16 protein-coding genes and 1 pseudogene are annotated in these 18219 nt (G+C 41.1%); 12 read left to right on the forward strand and 5 right to left on the reverse strand.

Annotation, left to right across the window (positions count from 1 at the left end; translation table 11 throughout):
- Window positions 1-2: 2 nt before the first annotated feature.
- From BLR82_RS13310 to tagH, 3 genes are all read left to right on the forward strand, one after another.
- On the forward strand, window positions 3-1568 hold the full coding sequence (locus tag BLR82_RS13310; RefSeq protein ID WP_074599945.1) for a glycosyltransferase: 1566 nt from the start codon (window positions 3-5) through the stop codon (window positions 1566-1568).
- A gap of 188 nt (window positions 1569-1756) precedes the next feature.
- Entirely contained in the window at window positions 1757-2578 is an 822-nt protein-coding gene (locus BLR82_RS13315) for an ABC transporter permease (protein WP_074599946.1), read from the forward strand.
- A 17-nt stretch (window positions 2579-2595) separates the two neighbouring features.
- Window positions 2596-3390 carry a teichoic acids export ABC transporter ATP-binding subunit TagH gene (gene tagH / locus BLR82_RS13320; RefSeq protein ID WP_074599947.1) on the forward strand — a complete coding sequence of 265 codons (795 nt, stop codon included), beginning with the start codon at window positions 2596-2598 and terminating at the stop codon, window positions 3388-3390.
- Between the two features lie 55 nt (window positions 3391-3445).
- Here tagH and BLR82_RS13325 read toward each other — a convergent pair whose 3' ends face one another.
- Complete coding sequence (locus BLR82_RS13325) at window positions 3446-4813, reverse strand: polysaccharide pyruvyl transferase family protein (protein WP_074599948.1); 1368 nt, start codon at window positions 4811-4813, stop codon at window positions 3446-3448.
- Window positions 4814-5140: 327 nt separating this feature from the next.
- Here BLR82_RS13325 and BLR82_RS13330 point away from each other — a divergent pair, with 327 nt between their 5' ends.
- A complete protein-coding gene (locus tag BLR82_RS13330; protein ID WP_074600091.1) occupies window positions 5141-5845 on the forward strand; it encodes a WecB/TagA/CpsF family glycosyltransferase in 705 nt (234 codons plus the stop codon).
- Window positions 5846-5969: 124 nt separating this feature from the next.
- Here the strand turns inward: BLR82_RS13330 and tnpA are convergent.
- Both tnpA and BLR82_RS13340 read right to left on the reverse strand, forming a co-directional pair.
- Window positions 5970-6430, reverse strand: a pseudogene (tnpA, locus tag BLR82_RS13335) (IS200/IS605 family transposase).
- Window positions 6431-6627: 197 nt separating this feature from the next.
- A complete protein-coding gene (locus BLR82_RS13340; RefSeq protein WP_074599949.1) occupies window positions 6628-7749 on the reverse strand; it encodes an LCP family protein in 1122 nt (373 codons plus the stop codon).
- A gap of 306 nt (window positions 7750-8055) precedes the next feature.
- Between BLR82_RS13340 and BLR82_RS13345 the strand changes: the two genes are divergently transcribed.
- From BLR82_RS13345 to BLR82_RS13360, 4 genes are all read left to right on the forward strand, one after another.
- Window positions 8056-8277 (forward strand): DUF1659 domain-containing protein, encoded by a 222-nt coding sequence (locus BLR82_RS13345; protein ID WP_074599950.1) that lies wholly within the window; start codon window positions 8056-8058, stop codon window positions 8275-8277.
- Between the two features lie 53 nt (window positions 8278-8330).
- A complete protein-coding gene (locus tag BLR82_RS13350) occupies window positions 8331-8543 on the forward strand; it encodes a DUF2922 domain-containing protein (RefSeq protein WP_074599951.1) in 213 nt (70 codons plus the stop codon).
- A 268-nt stretch (window positions 8544-8811) separates the two neighbouring features.
- Window positions 8812-8946, forward strand: a complete 135-nt coding sequence (locus BLR82_RS13355; protein ID WP_074599952.1) for a YvrJ family protein — start codon at window positions 8812-8814, stop codon at window positions 8944-8946.
- A 354-nt stretch (window positions 8947-9300) separates the two neighbouring features.
- Window positions 9301-10152, forward strand: coding sequence for an STAS domain-containing protein (locus BLR82_RS13360; RefSeq protein WP_074599953.1), 852 nt, complete (start codon window positions 9301-9303; stop codon window positions 10150-10152).
- A 272-nt stretch (window positions 10153-10424) separates the two neighbouring features.
- Here BLR82_RS13360 and corA read toward each other — a convergent pair whose 3' ends face one another.
- On the reverse strand, window positions 10425-11375 hold the full coding sequence (corA, locus tag BLR82_RS13365; RefSeq protein ID WP_074599954.1) for a magnesium/cobalt transporter CorA: 951 nt from the start codon (window positions 11373-11375) through the stop codon (window positions 10425-10427).
- A 167-nt stretch (window positions 11376-11542) separates the two neighbouring features.
- On the opposite strand from corA, the gene BLR82_RS13370 reads away from it, so the two are divergent.
- The 4 genes from BLR82_RS13370 (at window position 11543) to pdxA (ending at window position 16799) form a co-directional block, all read left to right on the forward strand.
- On the forward strand, window positions 11543-13285 hold the full coding sequence (locus BLR82_RS13370) for a sigma-54-dependent Fis family transcriptional regulator (protein WP_074599955.1): 1743 nt from the start codon (window positions 11543-11545) through the stop codon (window positions 13283-13285).
- Between the two features lie 186 nt (window positions 13286-13471).
- A complete protein-coding gene (locus BLR82_RS13375) occupies window positions 13472-14491 on the forward strand; it encodes a 2-keto-3-deoxygluconate permease (RefSeq protein WP_074599956.1) in 1020 nt (339 codons plus the stop codon).
- Window positions 14492-14506: 15 nt separating this feature from the next.
- Window positions 14507-15838, forward strand: coding sequence for a four-carbon acid sugar kinase family protein (locus BLR82_RS13380; RefSeq protein WP_074599957.1), 1332 nt, complete (start codon window positions 14507-14509; stop codon window positions 15836-15838).
- Window positions 15801-16799, forward strand: a complete 999-nt coding sequence (pdxA, locus tag BLR82_RS13385; RefSeq protein WP_425440899.1) for a 4-hydroxythreonine-4-phosphate dehydrogenase PdxA — start codon at window positions 15801-15803, stop codon at window positions 16797-16799. The genes BLR82_RS13380 and pdxA overlap by 38 nt, the downstream gene beginning before the upstream one ends.
- 404 nt (window positions 16800-17203) lie before the next feature.
- On the opposite strand, the gene BLR82_RS13390 is transcribed toward pdxA, so the two are convergent.
- Window positions 17204-18151: a nuclease-related domain-containing protein gene (locus BLR82_RS13390; protein WP_074599959.1), complete on the reverse strand. Its 948-nt coding sequence runs from the start codon at window positions 18149-18151 to the stop codon at window positions 17204-17206.
- Window positions 18152-18219: the final 68 nt, after the last annotated feature.

Genomic DNA, 18219 nt, shown 5'->3' on the forward strand with positions numbered 1-18219 from the left:
GTTTGAAAAGAAAAATATTTATGCTTCTTTATGATATTGATGTTAATAAAGGTGGAATTACCAGGGTTATGCTAAACCGATCCAAGTTGATGAATGACCGGGGGGTGGATGTAGACCTTATCACTCTGGATTATAAAACCGACTATGAAGAAATAAGTGCAAAACTGCGTGGTATTGGACGACTGGCAGAGGGAGTTAATATCCTAAATGTTTATAATTACTATCGAGATAAGAATACGGAAACAGGAATAAAAGATGAAGCGATAGAATATTATAAGGACGCTTCCTTAATTAGTGAGGAAGGATATCAAATACAAGAAGATTATGAAGAAAAGAGAAATGCCCGGTATTTTATTAAAGGGGTTTATTATAAATATAAGAAATGGACCAAAAAAGGTTTGTTAAAGCATGTGGATTACTTTAATGAAAACAGGTGCCGAATACTAAGAGAAGAGTTTACTGAGGAAGGTAATGTTTATAAAAAGACATACTTTGATTTGTCTACTAATAAGGAAAAGCAAGAATTATTTTACACAGTTGATGGGTTTTGTTTTCTAAACAGGTGGTTCAATGACAAGGGGAAAATCAGTAACATTTTCTTGTTCGATAAGCACACGAACAGGGTTGAGAAATTTAAAAACAATCAAGAGTTTCACACTTACTGGCTGAATGAATTATGTAGCGGTTACAAAGAGAAACCATTCCTCATATGTGATGGAGTAGGGTCTTCTACAAAGGTTATGGAAATGGATAGTAAGTTAGTGAACCGTATATATGCTATTCACACAAATCATTTTGCTTCTCCTCATGAATTTGGCAGTAATATTAAGGATAATCATCAACCCTTACTTGAAAATCTGGCCAACGTGGAAGCAGTGGTGGTTCTAACCGATAAACAGAAAAATGATATCATAAAACAGTTTGGTAATCATGATAACTTATTTGTTATCCCGCATTTTGTGACAGAGTCAGATAAACACTCGTATAAACAAAAGAATCTTGTGACTGCTGTTTCGCGTTATCATAAAGAAAAAGGATTGGATGAACTTATAAAGGCCTTTAAATTGGTGAGAGATAAGGTACCGGAAGCTCGCCTTGAAATCCATGGAGATGGTCCGGATAGAGAACGGCTAGAAGGTTTGATAGAAGAGCTTAATCTAGAAGATTGCGTCTTTCTAATGGGCTATAGTAATTCAGTGGATGAGGTGCTCGGTCGATCTACTGTTTCTGCTTTAACTTCTAAATTTGAAGGCTTCAGTATGGTTATTATTGAGTCATTAATGAATAAGACACCTGTTGTCAGCTATGATGTAAGTTATGGACCTAGTGATATAATTGAATCCGGAAAAACGGGTTATATAGTACCGAATAGGGATAGAGAGCAGTTGGCAAGAAAAATTATAAAGTTATTAAAGGCGCCTATCAAAGCAAATGTTATGGGTGAACGAGGTCATAGTTATGTGTTGAATAAATATAATGAGGACAATCATTTTAAATACTGGCTCAATTTGTTAGATCTTTTGATAGAAAGAGAGTCTCAGCAGATTGAAAGTTATGACAATAAATAAAGGGCAAGGTATTATCTAAGGGATAATACCTTTTTCCATGATAACAACTTCAGGGGAAGTAAATATTTGGGAAGAAGCCTAACTGTGCTTCATTTGTGGTATAATATTAAAGATTGACATCATTAAAGGGCACCTATTTCATCTGATGTTGATTGAACTTGACTTGAAAGAAGAAAGGTAAAATAATCATGAAATCCGCACTTACAGTGATAAAGGAACAAGTGAAATATTTTTATTTGATAAGAAGGCTGTCTTTGTACGAAATGAAAAGTGCCAATAACAACAACTACCTTGGAATGGCCTGGGAAGTCATTAATCCGGTGATACAGGTGGCTATCTATTGGTTTGTATTTGGATTTGGAATGAGAGAAAGAGAACCAATTAAATTAGTGACTGGAGAGATGATCGACTTTTTTCCATGGTTAATTTCCGGCATTATTGTTTGGTTTTTCTTTTATCAATCCACTATTCAAGCATCTAAGTCAATCTATTCACGGTTGAGAATGTTATCTAAAATGAATTTTCCCATGAGTGTCATTCCTAATTTTATGATATTTGCTCAATTTTATGTTCATTTAGTGATGATAGTAATTACAATAATTCTACTTGTGTTATTGGGTTTTCCAATAAACTTATATTATTTGCAAGTTATTTATTTCTTAATAGCGACATTCGCTATTACCTATTCTTTGGCATTAGTAACATCAACACTTTCAACAATTGTTCAAGATGTCCATATGTTCTTAAACGCTACGTTAAGAATGTTTTTGTATCTGTCTCCAATATTATGGACAATGGAAAAATTACCTGAAAACCTGCAAATTATCATGCAAATAAACCCCTTGTATTATTTAATTGAGGGATATCGTGCAGGTTTTCTTGGTACTGAATGGTACTTGGTCACTCATTGGGAGTACACTTTGTATTTTTGGTTATTGACTTTAGTGTTGTTTTTAGTAGGTTCAAGTCTTCATGTGAAATTTAGAAGGCATTTTATTGATTTTCTGTGACAAGAAAGGGATTTAATATGGAAAAGTCAATCATGGTTAGAGATGTTTCAAAAAAGTACAAACTTTATTCTTCGGGCTCAGAAAGAATAAAAGATTTAATTTTGCCCAAAAGCTATGGCGAAGACTTTTGGGCACTGAGAAATGTTGACTTCGAAGCGGAAAAAGGGGATGTGGTTGGCTTTGTAGGAATCAATGGTTCTGGAAAATCAACACTTTCAAATATTATAGCGGGCATTGTGCCCGAAACGAGTGGGAATGTCCAATTAGATGGACAAGCATCGCTTATCGCAGTTAACTCAGGGCTCAAAGGGGATTTAACCGGTAGAGATAATATTGAGTTAAAATGTCTTATGCTGGGGTTTTCTAAAAAGAAAATCAAGCAAATAGAGTCTGATATCATTGAATTTGCAGAGTTAGAAAAGTTTATCGACCAACCGGTTAAATCTTATTCCAGTGGAATGAAGTCCAGACTTGGCTTTTCTATCTCCGTGACAATAGATCCTGATATTTTAATCATCGATGAAGCATTATCTGTTGGTGATAAAGCATTTGCTGAAAAAAGTCTGGAAAAGATGAAAGAATTCAAGGAAAAAGGAAAAACAATGATATTTGTAAGTCATTCAATCAGTCAAATGAAGGAATTCTGTGAAAAGATTCTTTGGCTGGAATTCGGTATGGTTCGTGACTTTGGAACTGTGGATGAAATCATTCCTAAGTACCAAAAATTCCTGTCTTCTTATAAGAAAATGACGAAGGAAGAAAAAAGGGAATTTCGCAAAGCGGCCGATAATCGAAACAGATTAAACAACTAGCGTAGATACTAAACAAGAGGGACTGACCCATAAATTGGTTAGTCCCTCTTACTATTTAACTGAATTTATCAGCAACTTTTAGCACTAAACGAACACTCTTTCTATTTAAAGTTGCCTTTTGTTTTTTGATGATTTTATTTTTCTCCGCTAATTGTGACTCTTGTTTCTTTATCCTTTTCGCTTGTTTTTCTTCAGCTTTAGGATAGTAATCTTCCCACCTTTGGACCATTTCTTCAAGCGTACAACCACTAACTGGAACAATAGGAGGAAGAAGTTGAATTTTTGTAAGTTTATCGTCTAAGGGAACGGTTTTCGGCGTAACATTACTTTGATAAATGTGCTCTAACTGATTCTTATTGAGAAAATCAATAAAGTGATCAAAATTGCGACCTTGATTTTTATGCACGGATTGAAAATCAGCTTTTTCAGCTAGGTCCATCAACTTGGTATTTTCATCTATATCATGGGCCATTACATGGGTTAATTGGTGATATTCAGCCAGTTCGCGCATGCGTGCGTCTTTAGGAAGCAAAATACTCGGTGTTCCCGCAAGTACGGCCGCGATATTACCGTGCAATCTAGCCCCAAAGCTTAGATCAGCCTTTCCAAGGAATTCCAACCAAGTAGGTACGTTTAAAAAGAAGCGTACTCTATTGTTCATGTAGACAGAATCAGACATTTTTACAGGATAGTTATCTGCTGGTTTTCCGATAGTCGGAGAGCCTGTGTAAGTTAACTGCATCTCTTTACGCCACTGGGGAATAAAATAATGATTTGGAAATTCCTCCATACTTCTGGTGATAAAGTCTAAAACATTTTTGGGCGAAAGCTTGGAGGAGTTGACGCCAATCATAGAGTCTCTGGTAATATTCGTTTCTCGAATAGTTAATTCTCTTCCGAAAGCATACATGGAAGGACAACCAATTACCGTGTGATCAACTCCCTCACGGAATCCTAAACGAGTAAGATAATTTGCAGTTATTTCACCTCGGACACCCACCATTGCTGATTTCTCCAATACGGCACTGACAAACGCTTTTACATCTTCATCAAAAGGAAAACCTTCATTTAACTTTGGTTCGAATGGAGCACGTAACCCTACTCCAATTACCACCACTGGTATAGTTAGTTTTTTTATTAACTTTGTGTACTTTCTTAATGTGGGCACAAAGTCTTTTCGAAACGCATCGGCTAACGGTATAACATAACAGTCGTAGTTTTGATTTATTTCCTCTGCTCTATTGGGTTCATAATTGTAATAATCAGGTGTTATGGTGGTTCCTTCAGTCATCAATGTGCGAAAAACACTGTATTGATAAATTAAATTACCAACATTTCCTCCAATAGAATTGTTGAGCAGCATATAAGAAGCATCAAAGTTATCAAGTGGGGAGATCCCGGCTCTTATTAAAATCCTTTTCATTTAAAAAGCGAAACTCCTTTCGTAGAAGCAAATAATATTGTGTTCCTAATCACATATAGTAACATAATCAGACAGTAATATACACTAGTAAATATTTGCTGAATACGGCGCATTAAATGTAGCAGAACACCTTTGAGAGAGGAGGTCGGTTAGTTAGTGAAAACTAACAAAAAATACTATTTGTCCAAAAAGCGATTTAATGGGATAATGAAAAAGTATGTAGTTGTCGAAATATGACTCCTTATTAAAAAGTAGATGGTAGTTTAAATTAGATGTTAACATGAAAGGTTGTTAAAAGTGTCAGAGCAAGTTAATCATGTAACAATAATGGATGTACCTTTCACTAACTTAACCCAAAAAGAACTTTTGGATCAGCATATATATAATCGATTGCATCGGTTGGAAAAGACCTTCATTGTTACTGCAAATCCAGAAATCGTAATGATGGCGAAAGAAAATAATAGATTTCATTCATTGATAAATAGAGCAGATTATATTATTCCAGATGGGACAGGAATCGTAATGGCGTCTAAAGTGATTAGAAATCCTATTAAAGAGCGGGTGCCGGGTTTTGACTTGATGACCCATCTGATAGGTTATGCGGAGGATCAGGACCTAAGTTGTTTTTTCCTCGGTGCAAAACAAGAAGTCCTAGATAAAATGATCGATAGAATAAAAGACTTGCATCCATATTTAAAAATAGCAGGCGTACATCATGGTTATTTTGATTTGGAAGATCGAGAAATAGCTGAATCAGTGAAAAAAACAAAGCCTGATTTAGTATTTGTCGCACTCGGTTCTCCTGCTCAGGAAAAGTGGATAATGAAGTACTATGAAGAGTTTAATAAAGGTCTGTTCATGGGAGTTGGGGGTAGTTTTGATGTGATTGCAGGAGAGGTGAAAAGGGCTCCTGCTATTTGGATTAAGTTCCACTTGGAGTGGCTTTATCGGCTAATAAAACAACCATTCAGGTGGAAGCGCATCTTAAAAGTATTTGAATTCATGTTCCGAATTATTATAAGAAAACATTAACCCTAATCAAAACCATCAGTGTGAACTGGTGGTTTGCTCTCAGCTGAAAGCCTCTGTTACCGGCCTCGGCCTGAAAGGCCCACCGAAAGGGTTTCCCGCCTGCACCACATTCACTCGAATTTCGTTATTTCTTCCGATTTTTTTCCCTTGTAAATGGGTCATGTTCTTCGAACAAGGTTAACTGATCAGCCATATAATCTTCTTTTAGCTGATTTCTTATATATTCTTGGATTTGTTTCTTATTTCTGCCCACTGTATCAACGTAGAAACCTCGACACCAGAATTTCCGATTCCCATATCGATATTTCAAATTAGGTGTCGATCAAATATCATCAGGCTGCTTTTTCCTTTTAAGTACCCCATAAATTGAGATACACTTAACTTGGGTGGAATACTGACTAACATATGGATATGATCCGGACAGGCATTTGCTTCATGGATGATTACGCCTTTCCGTTCACATCAATCTCTTATAATTTGACCAATACTCTTTTTATATTTTCCATAAATGGCTTGTCTTCTGTATTTGGGAGCAAAGACTACGTGATACTTACTATTCCATGTGGTATGTGCTAAACTGTTCATGTCCTTCACAGGGCATAACCTCCTTCTTTGGTGAGATGAAGTGGTCGGGAAACCAACTTTTATCCTACCATGAAGTGAGTTTTTTTTATTACCACGCTGTAAGCTCTCCGGAACCCCCGGCATAGCCAGGGGTTTTCTAATTCATTAAAAAATTCCGGCAAGTGGACTGATTGTCTACTTGCCGGAATTTTTCAATTTCAGTAACCTGATGAGGAATCATCGGATGGTTCTGTTCCATATTCCGATGATTCATTAGCATCGGAATCAGAGTAGTCAGTGTAAGAGTCAGTGCCATTTTGATAACTACTATTTTCATTCACATCATCGCCAGGATGCTCTGTACTTTCCAAATCGAGATGGTTCCGCAATTCAATGCGTTTATTAGCCAAATCAGTTTCATCCAATTGATAATAATAGATGCCATCGATCATAGAATCGGAACCTTCAAGATTGAGGGTTTCTACGTCAAGACTTCCACTAGTTCCATAAGAGATGAAACTTTTCATTTCGCTGAAACGCATATTGGTTGTCATGTTATCGCCAACTGCTTCCATCATATCATCATACTTCGTTATCGATCCTATGTTGGCTGCTTTCTTGATTACTGCTTTAATAATTTCCTGTTGTCGTTTACCGCGCTCAATATCGTTATCTTGCTTTCTGGTCCTAGCCAAAGCCAGTGCTTCTTCACCGTTTAAGTTTTGCTCGCCAGGGTAAAGGTGTATGGCATTCGCTGTATCGTTAGAATCTTGCTCAGTCATTTCATAAGGCACATCGACATTAATACCGTTTAAGGCATTTACTACGTCGATGAAGGCTTCAAAATCCATTTTTACGTAATAGTCAACCGGAATGTCTAACAGACTCTCTACCGCTTCAATGGAAGCCTTCGGTCCGCCGTATGCATGAGCGTGATTGATTTTCGTATTATACCCAACCTCAGGAATGTATACATAAGAGTCACGAGGTATGCTTAACAGCTTGACGTTTTTGTCATCTTTGTTGAGAGTGGCCAGCATTAAGGCATCGGAACGTGAACTTCCCTCATTGTCCCGTTTGTTGCTTTCATCTACCCCTATAAATAAAACCGACACATTGTCTATATCCGGGTCTACTTCCTTATCTCTAAGGTCTGATTTGTCTCGTCCGTCATCTTCATAGGAGTCAGAGACCACTTCATCTGCTTTATTATATAGGTAAGCTCCATACGCTGTGGTAGCACCAACCAATACTAAAATCGGAATCAATATAAATAAGAAACGTTTTCGGCGTTTCTTTACTTTTCGTTTTCTCACTCTAGTTTTATTTTCATTGACCATAATTTATCTCCTTATCAATAGAGCTAAGCCTCAATAAGCACTAATATATATTTTACTATGAAATTCGACACTAGTAAATTGAATTTTCGAGTAAAAAGTATGTAAAAGTAATAGATCAGTAAAAAACAGTAATCGAAGGGGAGAATAGAGCAATCGAGGGGACAGTCCCCCAACACATTACCACTGCGTCTCATTATAGTGGTAGAGTGTTGGGGGACTGTCCCTTTAATGGTGCAATTTATTTTAAGAAAGACAGCACTTATCTTTCTACTTCTAGCGATTATGGAAGTGAAAGGAGGTGAGCGCATGGCTGACACACAAAAGGTAGATTCCCGGTTGCAGCTGGTCTTTCAAGACGGTGTGGACGGGGAAAGTGGCGACCCGATTTTGAAAAACAAAACTTTCAACAATGTAAAAACGGCGGCAACTGCTGACCAATTGATGGCTATTTCCACAGCCCTAGTTGATTTGCAGCAACGTGAACTCTATTCGATTAAGCGAAACGACAGTTTGCTTATTAGTGAATAGGTAGCGGCCATTCAGAAGTGTAGGGATTTATCAATCAGGGAGGAGGTGGAATCATGAAAAAACTGGAGCTTAAATTCTTGAATGAAGAGGATAAAACAGTGACGATTTCCCTGGATCAACCGGTCGAACCGGCTGATCCAGCCGCTGTGAATACAGCCATGGATGAAATTATCGCCCAAAATGCTTTCTTTTCTTCTGGCGGTGACCTCGTCAGCAAGAAAGGCGCCCGCATAGTCGAGCGAAACGTAGAAGAAATCGAATTATAATCAACAAGTGCAAGGGAGCGGTCATCGACCGCTCCCTTTTCTAGCAATGGCGAAGACCGGGGACAGCCCCTCGAAGCAGCAATTACCAAGGATTTATGTGCCAAATATTAAGTGGGGTCAGTCCCCATGACCGTTAAATCTGAGTAAAAATATACCTTCAGTACCTATCATGGTCGGGTTTTGCCGGATGAAGGGACAGTCCCTCTCAATGTCATACATTGTCGAAAGCCTGTAGTTGGGGGTCAGTCCCCAGGAAGGGGGAGAAATTGTGGAGACGTGGTTATCTTTGGTGACGGATGTTGGTTTTCCTGCAGCGGTGACGTTTTACTTGCTTCATCGTATTGAAGGGAAGCTGAATACGTTGATCGAGTCAATCCATGCCTTGCCCGGAAAATTAAAATGATAAAAATCCGCCAGTCTAAAACCGTCGGCTATTACTATTGCCGACGGTTTTTCAATGTTCCTTTAACCCTAGGAGAGGGAACATTGAACTTGATAATCTTGCAAAAGGCATAAATTAAAATACGGAGACAGGAAAAAAACAGAAACCGCTCTATCATCATGCCAATGCACAGTATATGCAGCACAAAGACCAGTACAAATAAAAAACGATACTTTCAGTATTATCACCATTAAATAATCCACCTTCGCATACTTCATGGCGAAGGATAATATTTACAAGCATATATCATTTGCTCTTTCGGCCCAATATCCTATATTCTAATTAAAGAGACCAATTAATTAAGGTGGTATTCCTTTGAAACACGAATTGGAGTATATTGGTAATAAAGTAGTCAATATGCATCAAGAATTAGCGGGGAATCTGGAAAAGATTATGGATGATGATTATACGAACAGCCTTGTAAATGCAGGGATGCCTAAAGAGGACCGTACAGAGTTCCGGGCTGAGCTGATTAAGTACTTGGGTGAATCCTTGTTTAAAGGATCTGAAGCCATGTTGCCTGCGGTAGAAGATTGGGGCAGGCGTGTTTCCGATTTTACGATTCGCTATAATGTTAAATTGAGTGATGCATTGCGAGCGGTATCCTTTTACCGTAGGGTGATATGGGATGCTGTCACTAGGGAATTGGAAAGTCGTCGATTTGCTCCGATTACTATGTTGGATGTCTCAAAGATCGTTGATCCGTTGCTTGACAAAGTTAGTGCTGTAATTGGGAACGTTTATGAAGAACATAACGACCGTCTCATGAAGGTTGCCTATAGTGCTTTGGAAGAGTTGTCTGTTCCTGTCGTTCCAGTTGCCCCTGGAATTGCTGCTGTTCCAATTGTGGGTGAAATTGATACCCACCGTGCACAGCTGATCACAGAGATCGTGTTAAAAGAAGGGACGAATCTTGAACTTGACTTTGTGATATTGGATATTTCGGGTGTTCCAATGATTGATACAATGGTATCCGATCAAATCTTTCAAATCTTAAAGGCGCTCAGTTTAATTGGCATCAAGGCGATTATCACGGGTATCCGTCCAGAAGTTGCACAAACAATCGGCAATCTCGGTCTTGACTACAAAGGAGTAACCACGAGGGCGACATTACAACAAGCATTAGCCGAATTAGGATTCAAACAAGTATTTTCTCCAGAAAAATAAAATACTAACAACAAAAGGGACTTTCCCGTCTAATCATCGGGGACAGTCCCTTTTTAGCATTTGGAAGCTCTAGAAGCTTTAGGAGGGACTGACCCTCCACCCCCTCAATGTGGATGCACAAATATACAAAACCTTGCCGCGTCAGCCCTTATGGTTTAGAAAGGTCTGTCCCCACTCCACCAACTAGTTGTGAAATCCTAATCAGAGGGACAGTCCCCCGTCCATACTAAATTAGAGAGATCGATTCTTATGGGGCCTGTCCCCTCCATGTTTCACCCGAACCAGCCTTTTTTCTTGAACCAGGTGATCATTCCGACTGTAATAATAAACATGACGACTAGGGAGGCGTAGTATCCATACTTCCACTCCAATTCAGGCATGTTGACAAAGTTCATTCCGTAAATGCCTGCAATAAAAGTCAATGGCGCGAAAATCGAAGTAATGACGGTAAGCACTTGAATCACTTTGTTCTGTTGATAAGAGTTGACCGAAATAAAATTGTCCCGGATATCGTTTGTGATTTCCCGGTTGGAGGCCACCATTTCGGACAGCTTCATCAAGTGATCGTAAATGTCGGCGAAGTACTCTCGCCGTTCGCGAATGCCGTCCAGGCGGTGGGAGCTTAACATCCGGTAAAATAAATCTCTGATTGGATTGATGGTATGGCGCAGCCGCAACAACTCGTGCCGCAAATCGAACAGTTGCTCGAGCAGGACATCCATTGGCTTGTCCTCCGGATTTTCTTCGACTTGATTGATCAGGTCCTCTAAGTGATAAACAATCGGAAAGAAGTTGTCGACGACCTTGTCCAATACTTCATAAAAGACCCGGTATTCATCCCAGCCAGTCAAGTCGTCCTGCTGCATTAGTCTATCCCATACCTGCTGGACCTCGGTAGAATCCCAATGATGAAAGGTGACGACGTAATTACCCCCGATAAAAAAGTCGATTTCACGCTGTTCAAGGCTTTCCGCACGGATGGCATGGGTAACGAAAAAAGAGAAATCGTCATAGTAGTCCAGCTTAGGCCGCTGCAAACTATGAATACAGTCTTCAATGGCGAGTGGGTGGAAATGTAAAGCTGTATCCAGTTGATTGATTTCTTCGGAGTCAGGTTCACTGAAGTCAATCCACCACCATTTATACTGGGAAAAATCAACATCTGCTATAGCGATATTGTTCAATTTTTGGTTATCCTCGGTTACTGCTACGATTTTAATCATATAAGGGCTCCTTAAATAATGTGAAAGTTCCTCTACTTTATAGTATAAACTGATTTGCCGATTCACTAAACGCCGAATTGGCTATCTCTACTAATGACATACCCGAAAATCTATGACATAATGTACTTGTTGAAAATTGCAACAGAAACAGAAGAAGAGGGATAATCATGATCAAAGCAATGGTAATTGCTCCATATCCTGGTTTAGCGGAAACAGTCAAGCAACTTCGACAACAAGAGACAGAACTTACCATAGATATTGAAATCGGAAATTTAGAGGAAGGATTGAAATTGGCCCGACAGGCGGAAAAAGACGGGTACGATTTGATCATCAGCCGGGGTGGTACGGCTTCTTTGATTGAAGAGGAAGTGTCGATACCGGTTATCCATATTGATGTAACAGGCTATGATATGCTCCGGGTGTTTACATTGGTCCGGGGGATGGAAGCAGGCGTGGCAATGGTCGGGTTCCCGAATATTTCACAAGGAGCCTCGACGATCTGTAATATTCTTGAGTATGACATCAAAATGATTACAATCGGAAGCAGCGAGGAAGTGAACAGTCACCTGCAAGCATTGAAGCGGGCTGGCTATGCCGTGGTAATGGGGGACGTTGTCACTGTACAGACGGCAGAACAGATCGGCTTAAGAGGGATTCTTATCACCTCCGGAAAAGAAGCGGTTTTGGCAGCCTTCAACGAAGCAAAGCGGATTTACCGGTTGTTTAGCAAAGTGAAAAAACAGACTTCACATTTAAGGGCTACATTTGAGTCGCTGCCTGCAGCAATTGTAATGGCCAAACCCGACGGAGAGATTGTGACCAGCAATCGCATGTTTTCTGAAACGGTTCTCGATCGGGAACTTTTTCAATCGGAATATATCTTAAAGATGTTGAAGAAAACGAGCCATCAACAAACAGAACAATCTGCCGTAATCGAAAGCAGCGTCCAATCCTATTTTGTGCAGACCTTTCCAATAAAGGATGATTCACTCGTTGGTATCCTGATTCGCCCTTCTTTTCTATCCAAAACAACGGAACAAGCAATCGAGATTAAAAGCAATCCCGCCCATATGCCAATAATCGGGAGTAGTCCCTTTGCTCAAAACGTAAGAGAGTGTGTGCAAAGGTATGCGAGGTTGGACGAAATAATTTGGATTGCCGGCGAAAAGGGTACCGGGCGGGAAACAGTAGCCCAGGCTATTCACTTTGAACGTTTTGGACAGGAGGCACCGATGATTGTAATCGATGGAGGCCGGCTCACCGAGAAGGATCTGCATCTGTTAGAAAGCAGAGCCTCCATTACCGAGTTGAAGAGAGGAACCGTCTTGTTAAAGCAAACGGATAAACTGCAAACGGAAGCTCAACAGATGCTGTTACAGCTGCTGTATCGAAAACCGGAACAAATATCGGTTATCGTCATGGGGGATATAAAAACCGCGATGGAACGTTTGGATAATCAACTCTTTCAGTACCTTGCGGACACAACACTGCATCTGCTCCCGTTGAGGGAAAGAAAACAAGACATTTCGGCTTTCGTTCAATACTTTTTATCAGAATTTCATGCAAATCAAGGCAGTGACACACTTGGTATCAAGCAGGAAGCAGTCCGTGCATTACAGCAGTACGATTGGCCAGGAAACTTAGACCAATTGAGATTGGTTGTCCGAGAACTAAGCATGCGGACAAATGGATATTACGTTGATCCGGATATTATTCCGACTGTCCTCCAGACGCATGCCGGACTCGCAGCCCGAGAAGATGTATCGGTTATTCCCGTCCAGGGAACGATGGCTGATATGGAACAACAAATCATGCAAAAGGTGTTAGCGGAAGAAGGAATGAATCAATCGAGGGCGGCAAAAAGACTAGGAATCAATCGATCAACCCTTTGGCGTAAGCTTAATCATTGAGCTTACGCTATTTTGTTGCAAAATAAAACGAAACAGAACCCGCTCTGTTTTATTTTTCCCCAGAATTTTCATAAAAAGTGTTGCTTTTTGTAACTTATTGCATTAATATAATAACTGAAAACGCTTTATAGCAATTATATGTGTTTAATTTTGAAACAATAATGTTAAAATGGGGGAGGAAGAAAAATGCAAATTAAAGCAACGTTAGATCGAATTCCAGGGGGCATGATGGTTGTTCCGTTACTATTAGCGGCTGTCCTCAATACTTTTGCTCCTGATTTACTAAGAATCGGGAACTTCACACAGGCGCTGTTCGTGGATGGCGCAAGCACCTTGATTGCGTTGTTCCTATTATGTACCGGGGCACAAATCAACTTCCGCAATGTCGGAGTCAGTCTTGGAAAAGGTGCGACACTGTTAACGACAAAATGGATTGTCGGTGCGGCGTTCGGTTTGCTTGCATACGCACTGGCTGGAGATAACGGACTATGGATGGGAATAGCACCGATTGCAATCATCGCAGCGATGACGAACAGTAATGGTGGTTTGTATATCGCCATCGTTGGTCAGTACGGTAACAAAACAGACCGTGCAGCTTATTCTTTGTTGGCATTAAACGATGGGCCGTTTTTCACTATGGTAGCCTTGTCTATTTTCGGGGCAATGGGCTTCGTGGATGGCATGTTCTCGCTCCAATCTTTCATCGCGGTTCTGCTGCCTATCCTGGTTGGTATGGTTTTAGGTAACTTGGATTCCAATATGCGTGATTTCCTTGATAAAGGGAGTTCGATGTTGATTCCATTCTTCGCTTTTGCGCTAGGAATGGGAATTGACTTCGGCAAAATCATCGAAGGCGGTTTGACAGGGATTGTGCTTGGTTTGATGACTGTATTCCTTACAGGAACCATCTCTTACTTTGTATTCAAAGCGTTCAAATGGAACCCGATTGTCGGAGCTGCAGAAGGATCTACTGCTGGAAATGCGGTGGCCACTCCAGCGGCAATCGCAGCAGCTAATGCCAGCTTTGCCAGTGTAGCAGATCTTGCGACGGTACAAGTTGCAGCATCCACTGTTACAACAGCGATTTTGTTGCCGATATATATCGCATTCTTAGTGAAACGACTGGAGAAAAAGGGAGTAAACCTTCCTGGAGATTACGACGAGAAGGAATCCTCTTCAAAAGAAGCTTCCATCTCTGCATCTTAAGAACGGGGGATTAGTATGGCACAAGTAATCGGGATTATCGCAGACGATTTAACCGGCGCCAACGACAGCGGCGTCCAGCTAACAGAAAAGGGCATTGAAACGTCTGTGTTGTTTGATATCCCAGACTATCAGGAAAACGTGGATAAAGGCATCGTCATCGATACCAATTCTCGGGCGCTAAGCCGGGAAGATGCCTATAACGTAACAAAAAAAGCAGCAAATTTCTTGAAAGATTCAGGCTATCAGCACATTTATAAAAAAATGGATTCTACGTTACGCGGCCATATTGGAACAGAATTGGAAGCTGTACGGGAAGTGTTTCAACCGGAGTTTGTTATAGTAGCTCCGGCTTTTCCCCCTTACGGCCGAACGACTGTAGACGGTCATCATTACGTAAAGGGCGTCAAAATCTCGGAAACGGAAATTGCACAGGATCCTAAGCATCCCGTCACTGAGTCTTATATTCCGGCAATTATCGAAGAGGAAATCGGCGAACCTGTCGGATTGATCAAGTCCGACGATTTGCGTAAAAGCTTTGTCTCCTGGTTAGAAAAAATAAAACAATTCAGGGCAGAGCACGTTCATTACATTGTGTGTGATGCCGAAACACAAGCAGACCTGCAAGCCATCGTAGAACGTATGGTATTGTTGGCTGACAGCATTGTCTGGGCCGGTTCAGCCGGACTTGCAGAGGTGCTTCCGCTTGTTCTCAAGCTCGGTGATCAAACCGTCACGAAAATGGTCCCGCATTCTAAACAGGTGATGACTGTCTGTGGCAGTTTGTCAGAAGTTACCCAGCAGCAAGTCCACTACGCCAAGGACCAGGAAAATGTTGCGTCAGTCGAAATCGATACGATGCAAATTTTTTCCGATAATTGGAACCAGCGTGCGGTAGACTATGTGCAAATGAGCGGAACTGCTTTAGAACAGGGGAAAGATATTGTGCTTTATGTTCCATCCAACCAGCGAATCCGTGAACAGGTAAAGCAACTTGGGCAAGAACTGGGACTTAGCAAAAACCAAATCGGAGAACGGATTTCGGAGGCCATCGGCCAGGTGGTTTCAATCGTTGCGGAGCAGAACCCCAACCTGACTGGTTTTATTCTGACAGGCGGTGACACCGCGAAAGAAACGGCTCGTCACTTAGGCGCGGTCGGCTTCCGGTTAATCAAGCAAATAGAGGCAGGAATTCCTCTTGGAACTTTGATTGGAACGAGCCGGGAAATCACAGCAGTGACAAAAGCAGGTGCCTTCGGGAAAACAGAATCGATTTACGGAGCCATGCAGGAACTGAAAGGAGTCTTACATGATGAGCAAGAAGCCAATCGTCGGTATAACTATGGGTGATGCCGCAGGTGTCGGCCCGGAAATTATCGTAAAAAGTTTACAAAAACAAGAAATATATGAAAATGCCCACCCGTTTGTCATCGGAGATGCCAAGATGTTGGAACGGGCAGCAAAAGTACTCGACAAAGAAATCACTATTAAACGAGTGAACGAAGCAGAAAGTTTTGAAGACACCACTTTCGGGGAAATTGCCTGCTACGATCTTGATATTTTGTCGGAGGATTTGCCGTTCGGCCAAGTTTCTCCGGAAGCAGGACACGCAGCGTTCGAATATTTGAAAACCGCAATTGAACTGGCCAACGCAGGTCGCATCGATGCTATTTGTACTGCGCCTTTGAACAAAGAAGCACTCCACAAAGGCGGCCATGTATACCCAGGCCATACCGAGATACTTGCGGAATTGACTGGTACCAAGGATTTCTCTATGATGCTTTCATCACCAAAACTGAAAGTAATCCATGTTACTACACACGTCGGTCTGATTGACGCCATCAATATGATCGAGCCGGAGCGTGTTTACCACGTTATCCGCCTTGCTCACGAGACGCTAAGCAACTCGGGCATCAAAGAACCGAAAATCGCCGTTTGTGGCATTAACCCACATGCTGGTGAAAACGGCCTGTTTGGCTACGGAGAAGAGGAAGAAAAAATCATCCCAGCTATCGAGCGTGCGACTGGTGAGGGAATCAATGTCGAAGGACCGCTCCCAGCGGACACTTTGTTCTTCCGCGCCCAACGTGGTGACTTCGACATCGTTGTTGCCATGTACCACGATCAAGGCCACGGACCGATCAAAGTACTCGGCCTGGAAGCCGGAGTCAACATCACTGTCGGTCTGCCGATCATCCGCACCAGTGTCGACCACGGAACAGCATTTGATATCGCCGGAACAGGCATAGCTGATGACCAAAGTTTATTAGAGGCTTTACGCCAAGCAATTGAATTGGCTCCTGAGAAATAAATAGATGGTTAATGAACCCCCGACTGCGTTGGGGGTTTTTCTGTATGGTGAGGGGATTGCTTTAGTAGAGCAAAAATCATGAAAAGAGGAGCGGCATCCCCGGAAAGAAGAGCGGAAATCAGGAAAAGAAGATCAATCCGGCTGCAGAAGAGCGATTAGGTTCAGAAGAAGAGCGACTCTTCCGGGAAGAGGAGCGAATTCCGGTAAAAGAAGATCAACCCGGGCGAAGAAGATCAACTCGGTTCAAAAGAGGAGCGACTCCCCCGGGAAGAGGAGCGATAACCGGAAAAAGAAGATCATCCTGGGAGAAGAAGATCAACAAGCCCCAAAAGAGGAGCGACACCCCCGGAAAGAAGAGCGAAATCCAGTAAAAGAAGATCACCCACATCTAATGAGTAGAATAGTTAATTATTAAAATACCTCCTTTGATTTGAATATCCTTTTGCTGAGAAATTTTTACTTAGGAGTCTCTTGGCCGTATGTCGGTCAATATGGAGGAATTGTTGACACTCATGATTTGTTATGGAGGGCGCGAAAAGAAGCAAATAGTCAGCGATTGCTTGTAGATGGGCATCCCTTGATTCGCTTTTACAGTAAGGGCATATCCACTTGCTATGAACTCTTTCCATATCAAAGGTTTTACAATCAGGGCATTGGACCCCTGTCCGGATTTCCGATTTTCTGATTCCTTTTAATGTATAGGCGTTGACTTGTTCTTCGGTATGGGAATCAAGAAGGGAAATTCGCATCTTTTCTAAAGAATAAGAGGGAGATTTTGCATAGTGACTTTTTACTTCATTCAACTTCTCTGTTAAATACTCGGAGTGAATTACTTTTCGCGAGATATCTTCAATGTTGCCGCTTGCCTTTATAATTGTCCTGGGGTTGCTGACCACGATGAATGATTCGATGGGCAATAGTGGAAGTTTGTTCTGTTGAAAGTATTCCAATAGCTTCCTTCTCTGACTCTCAACTTGTACAAGAGGCGATTGAAAACCTTCCTCTTTCCCGTCTGCAGTCCGGATTAATTGATTGAAAGTGGAATCAAACAACAAAGTGCCCGTCACATTTTTTATTTCCAGAATAACAGCAAACTTTTCCGATATCAGGAAGGAGTCCATTTGAAAATAATATTGCTTGTGAGAGAGACGTAAATCATGAAAGATTAAAAAGGAATTTGGAGGGAGAGAAGATAGATGAAAATCAACCTGCCTTTCACCATGATAACCAGTGAGTCTTCTGGCGTAATCTTCTTTTATAGAGGGGAATTTGGAGTGACTTGCAGGTAAACGCCGAATCAATGCTTCCAGCACTTGCAGTTTGCGTGGAACTGCTCTTTTTTTAACAATCAATAGTAACCACCTTCCTTTCTAGTATTCTTATTTATTTCTCCATTTCGATAGAAAACCCTCTTAAAACA

It is taken from the genome of Sediminibacillus halophilus (assembly GCF_900103695.1).
Classification (GTDB): Bacteria; Bacillota; Bacilli; order Bacillales; family Amphibacillaceae; genus Sediminibacillus; species Sediminibacillus halophilus.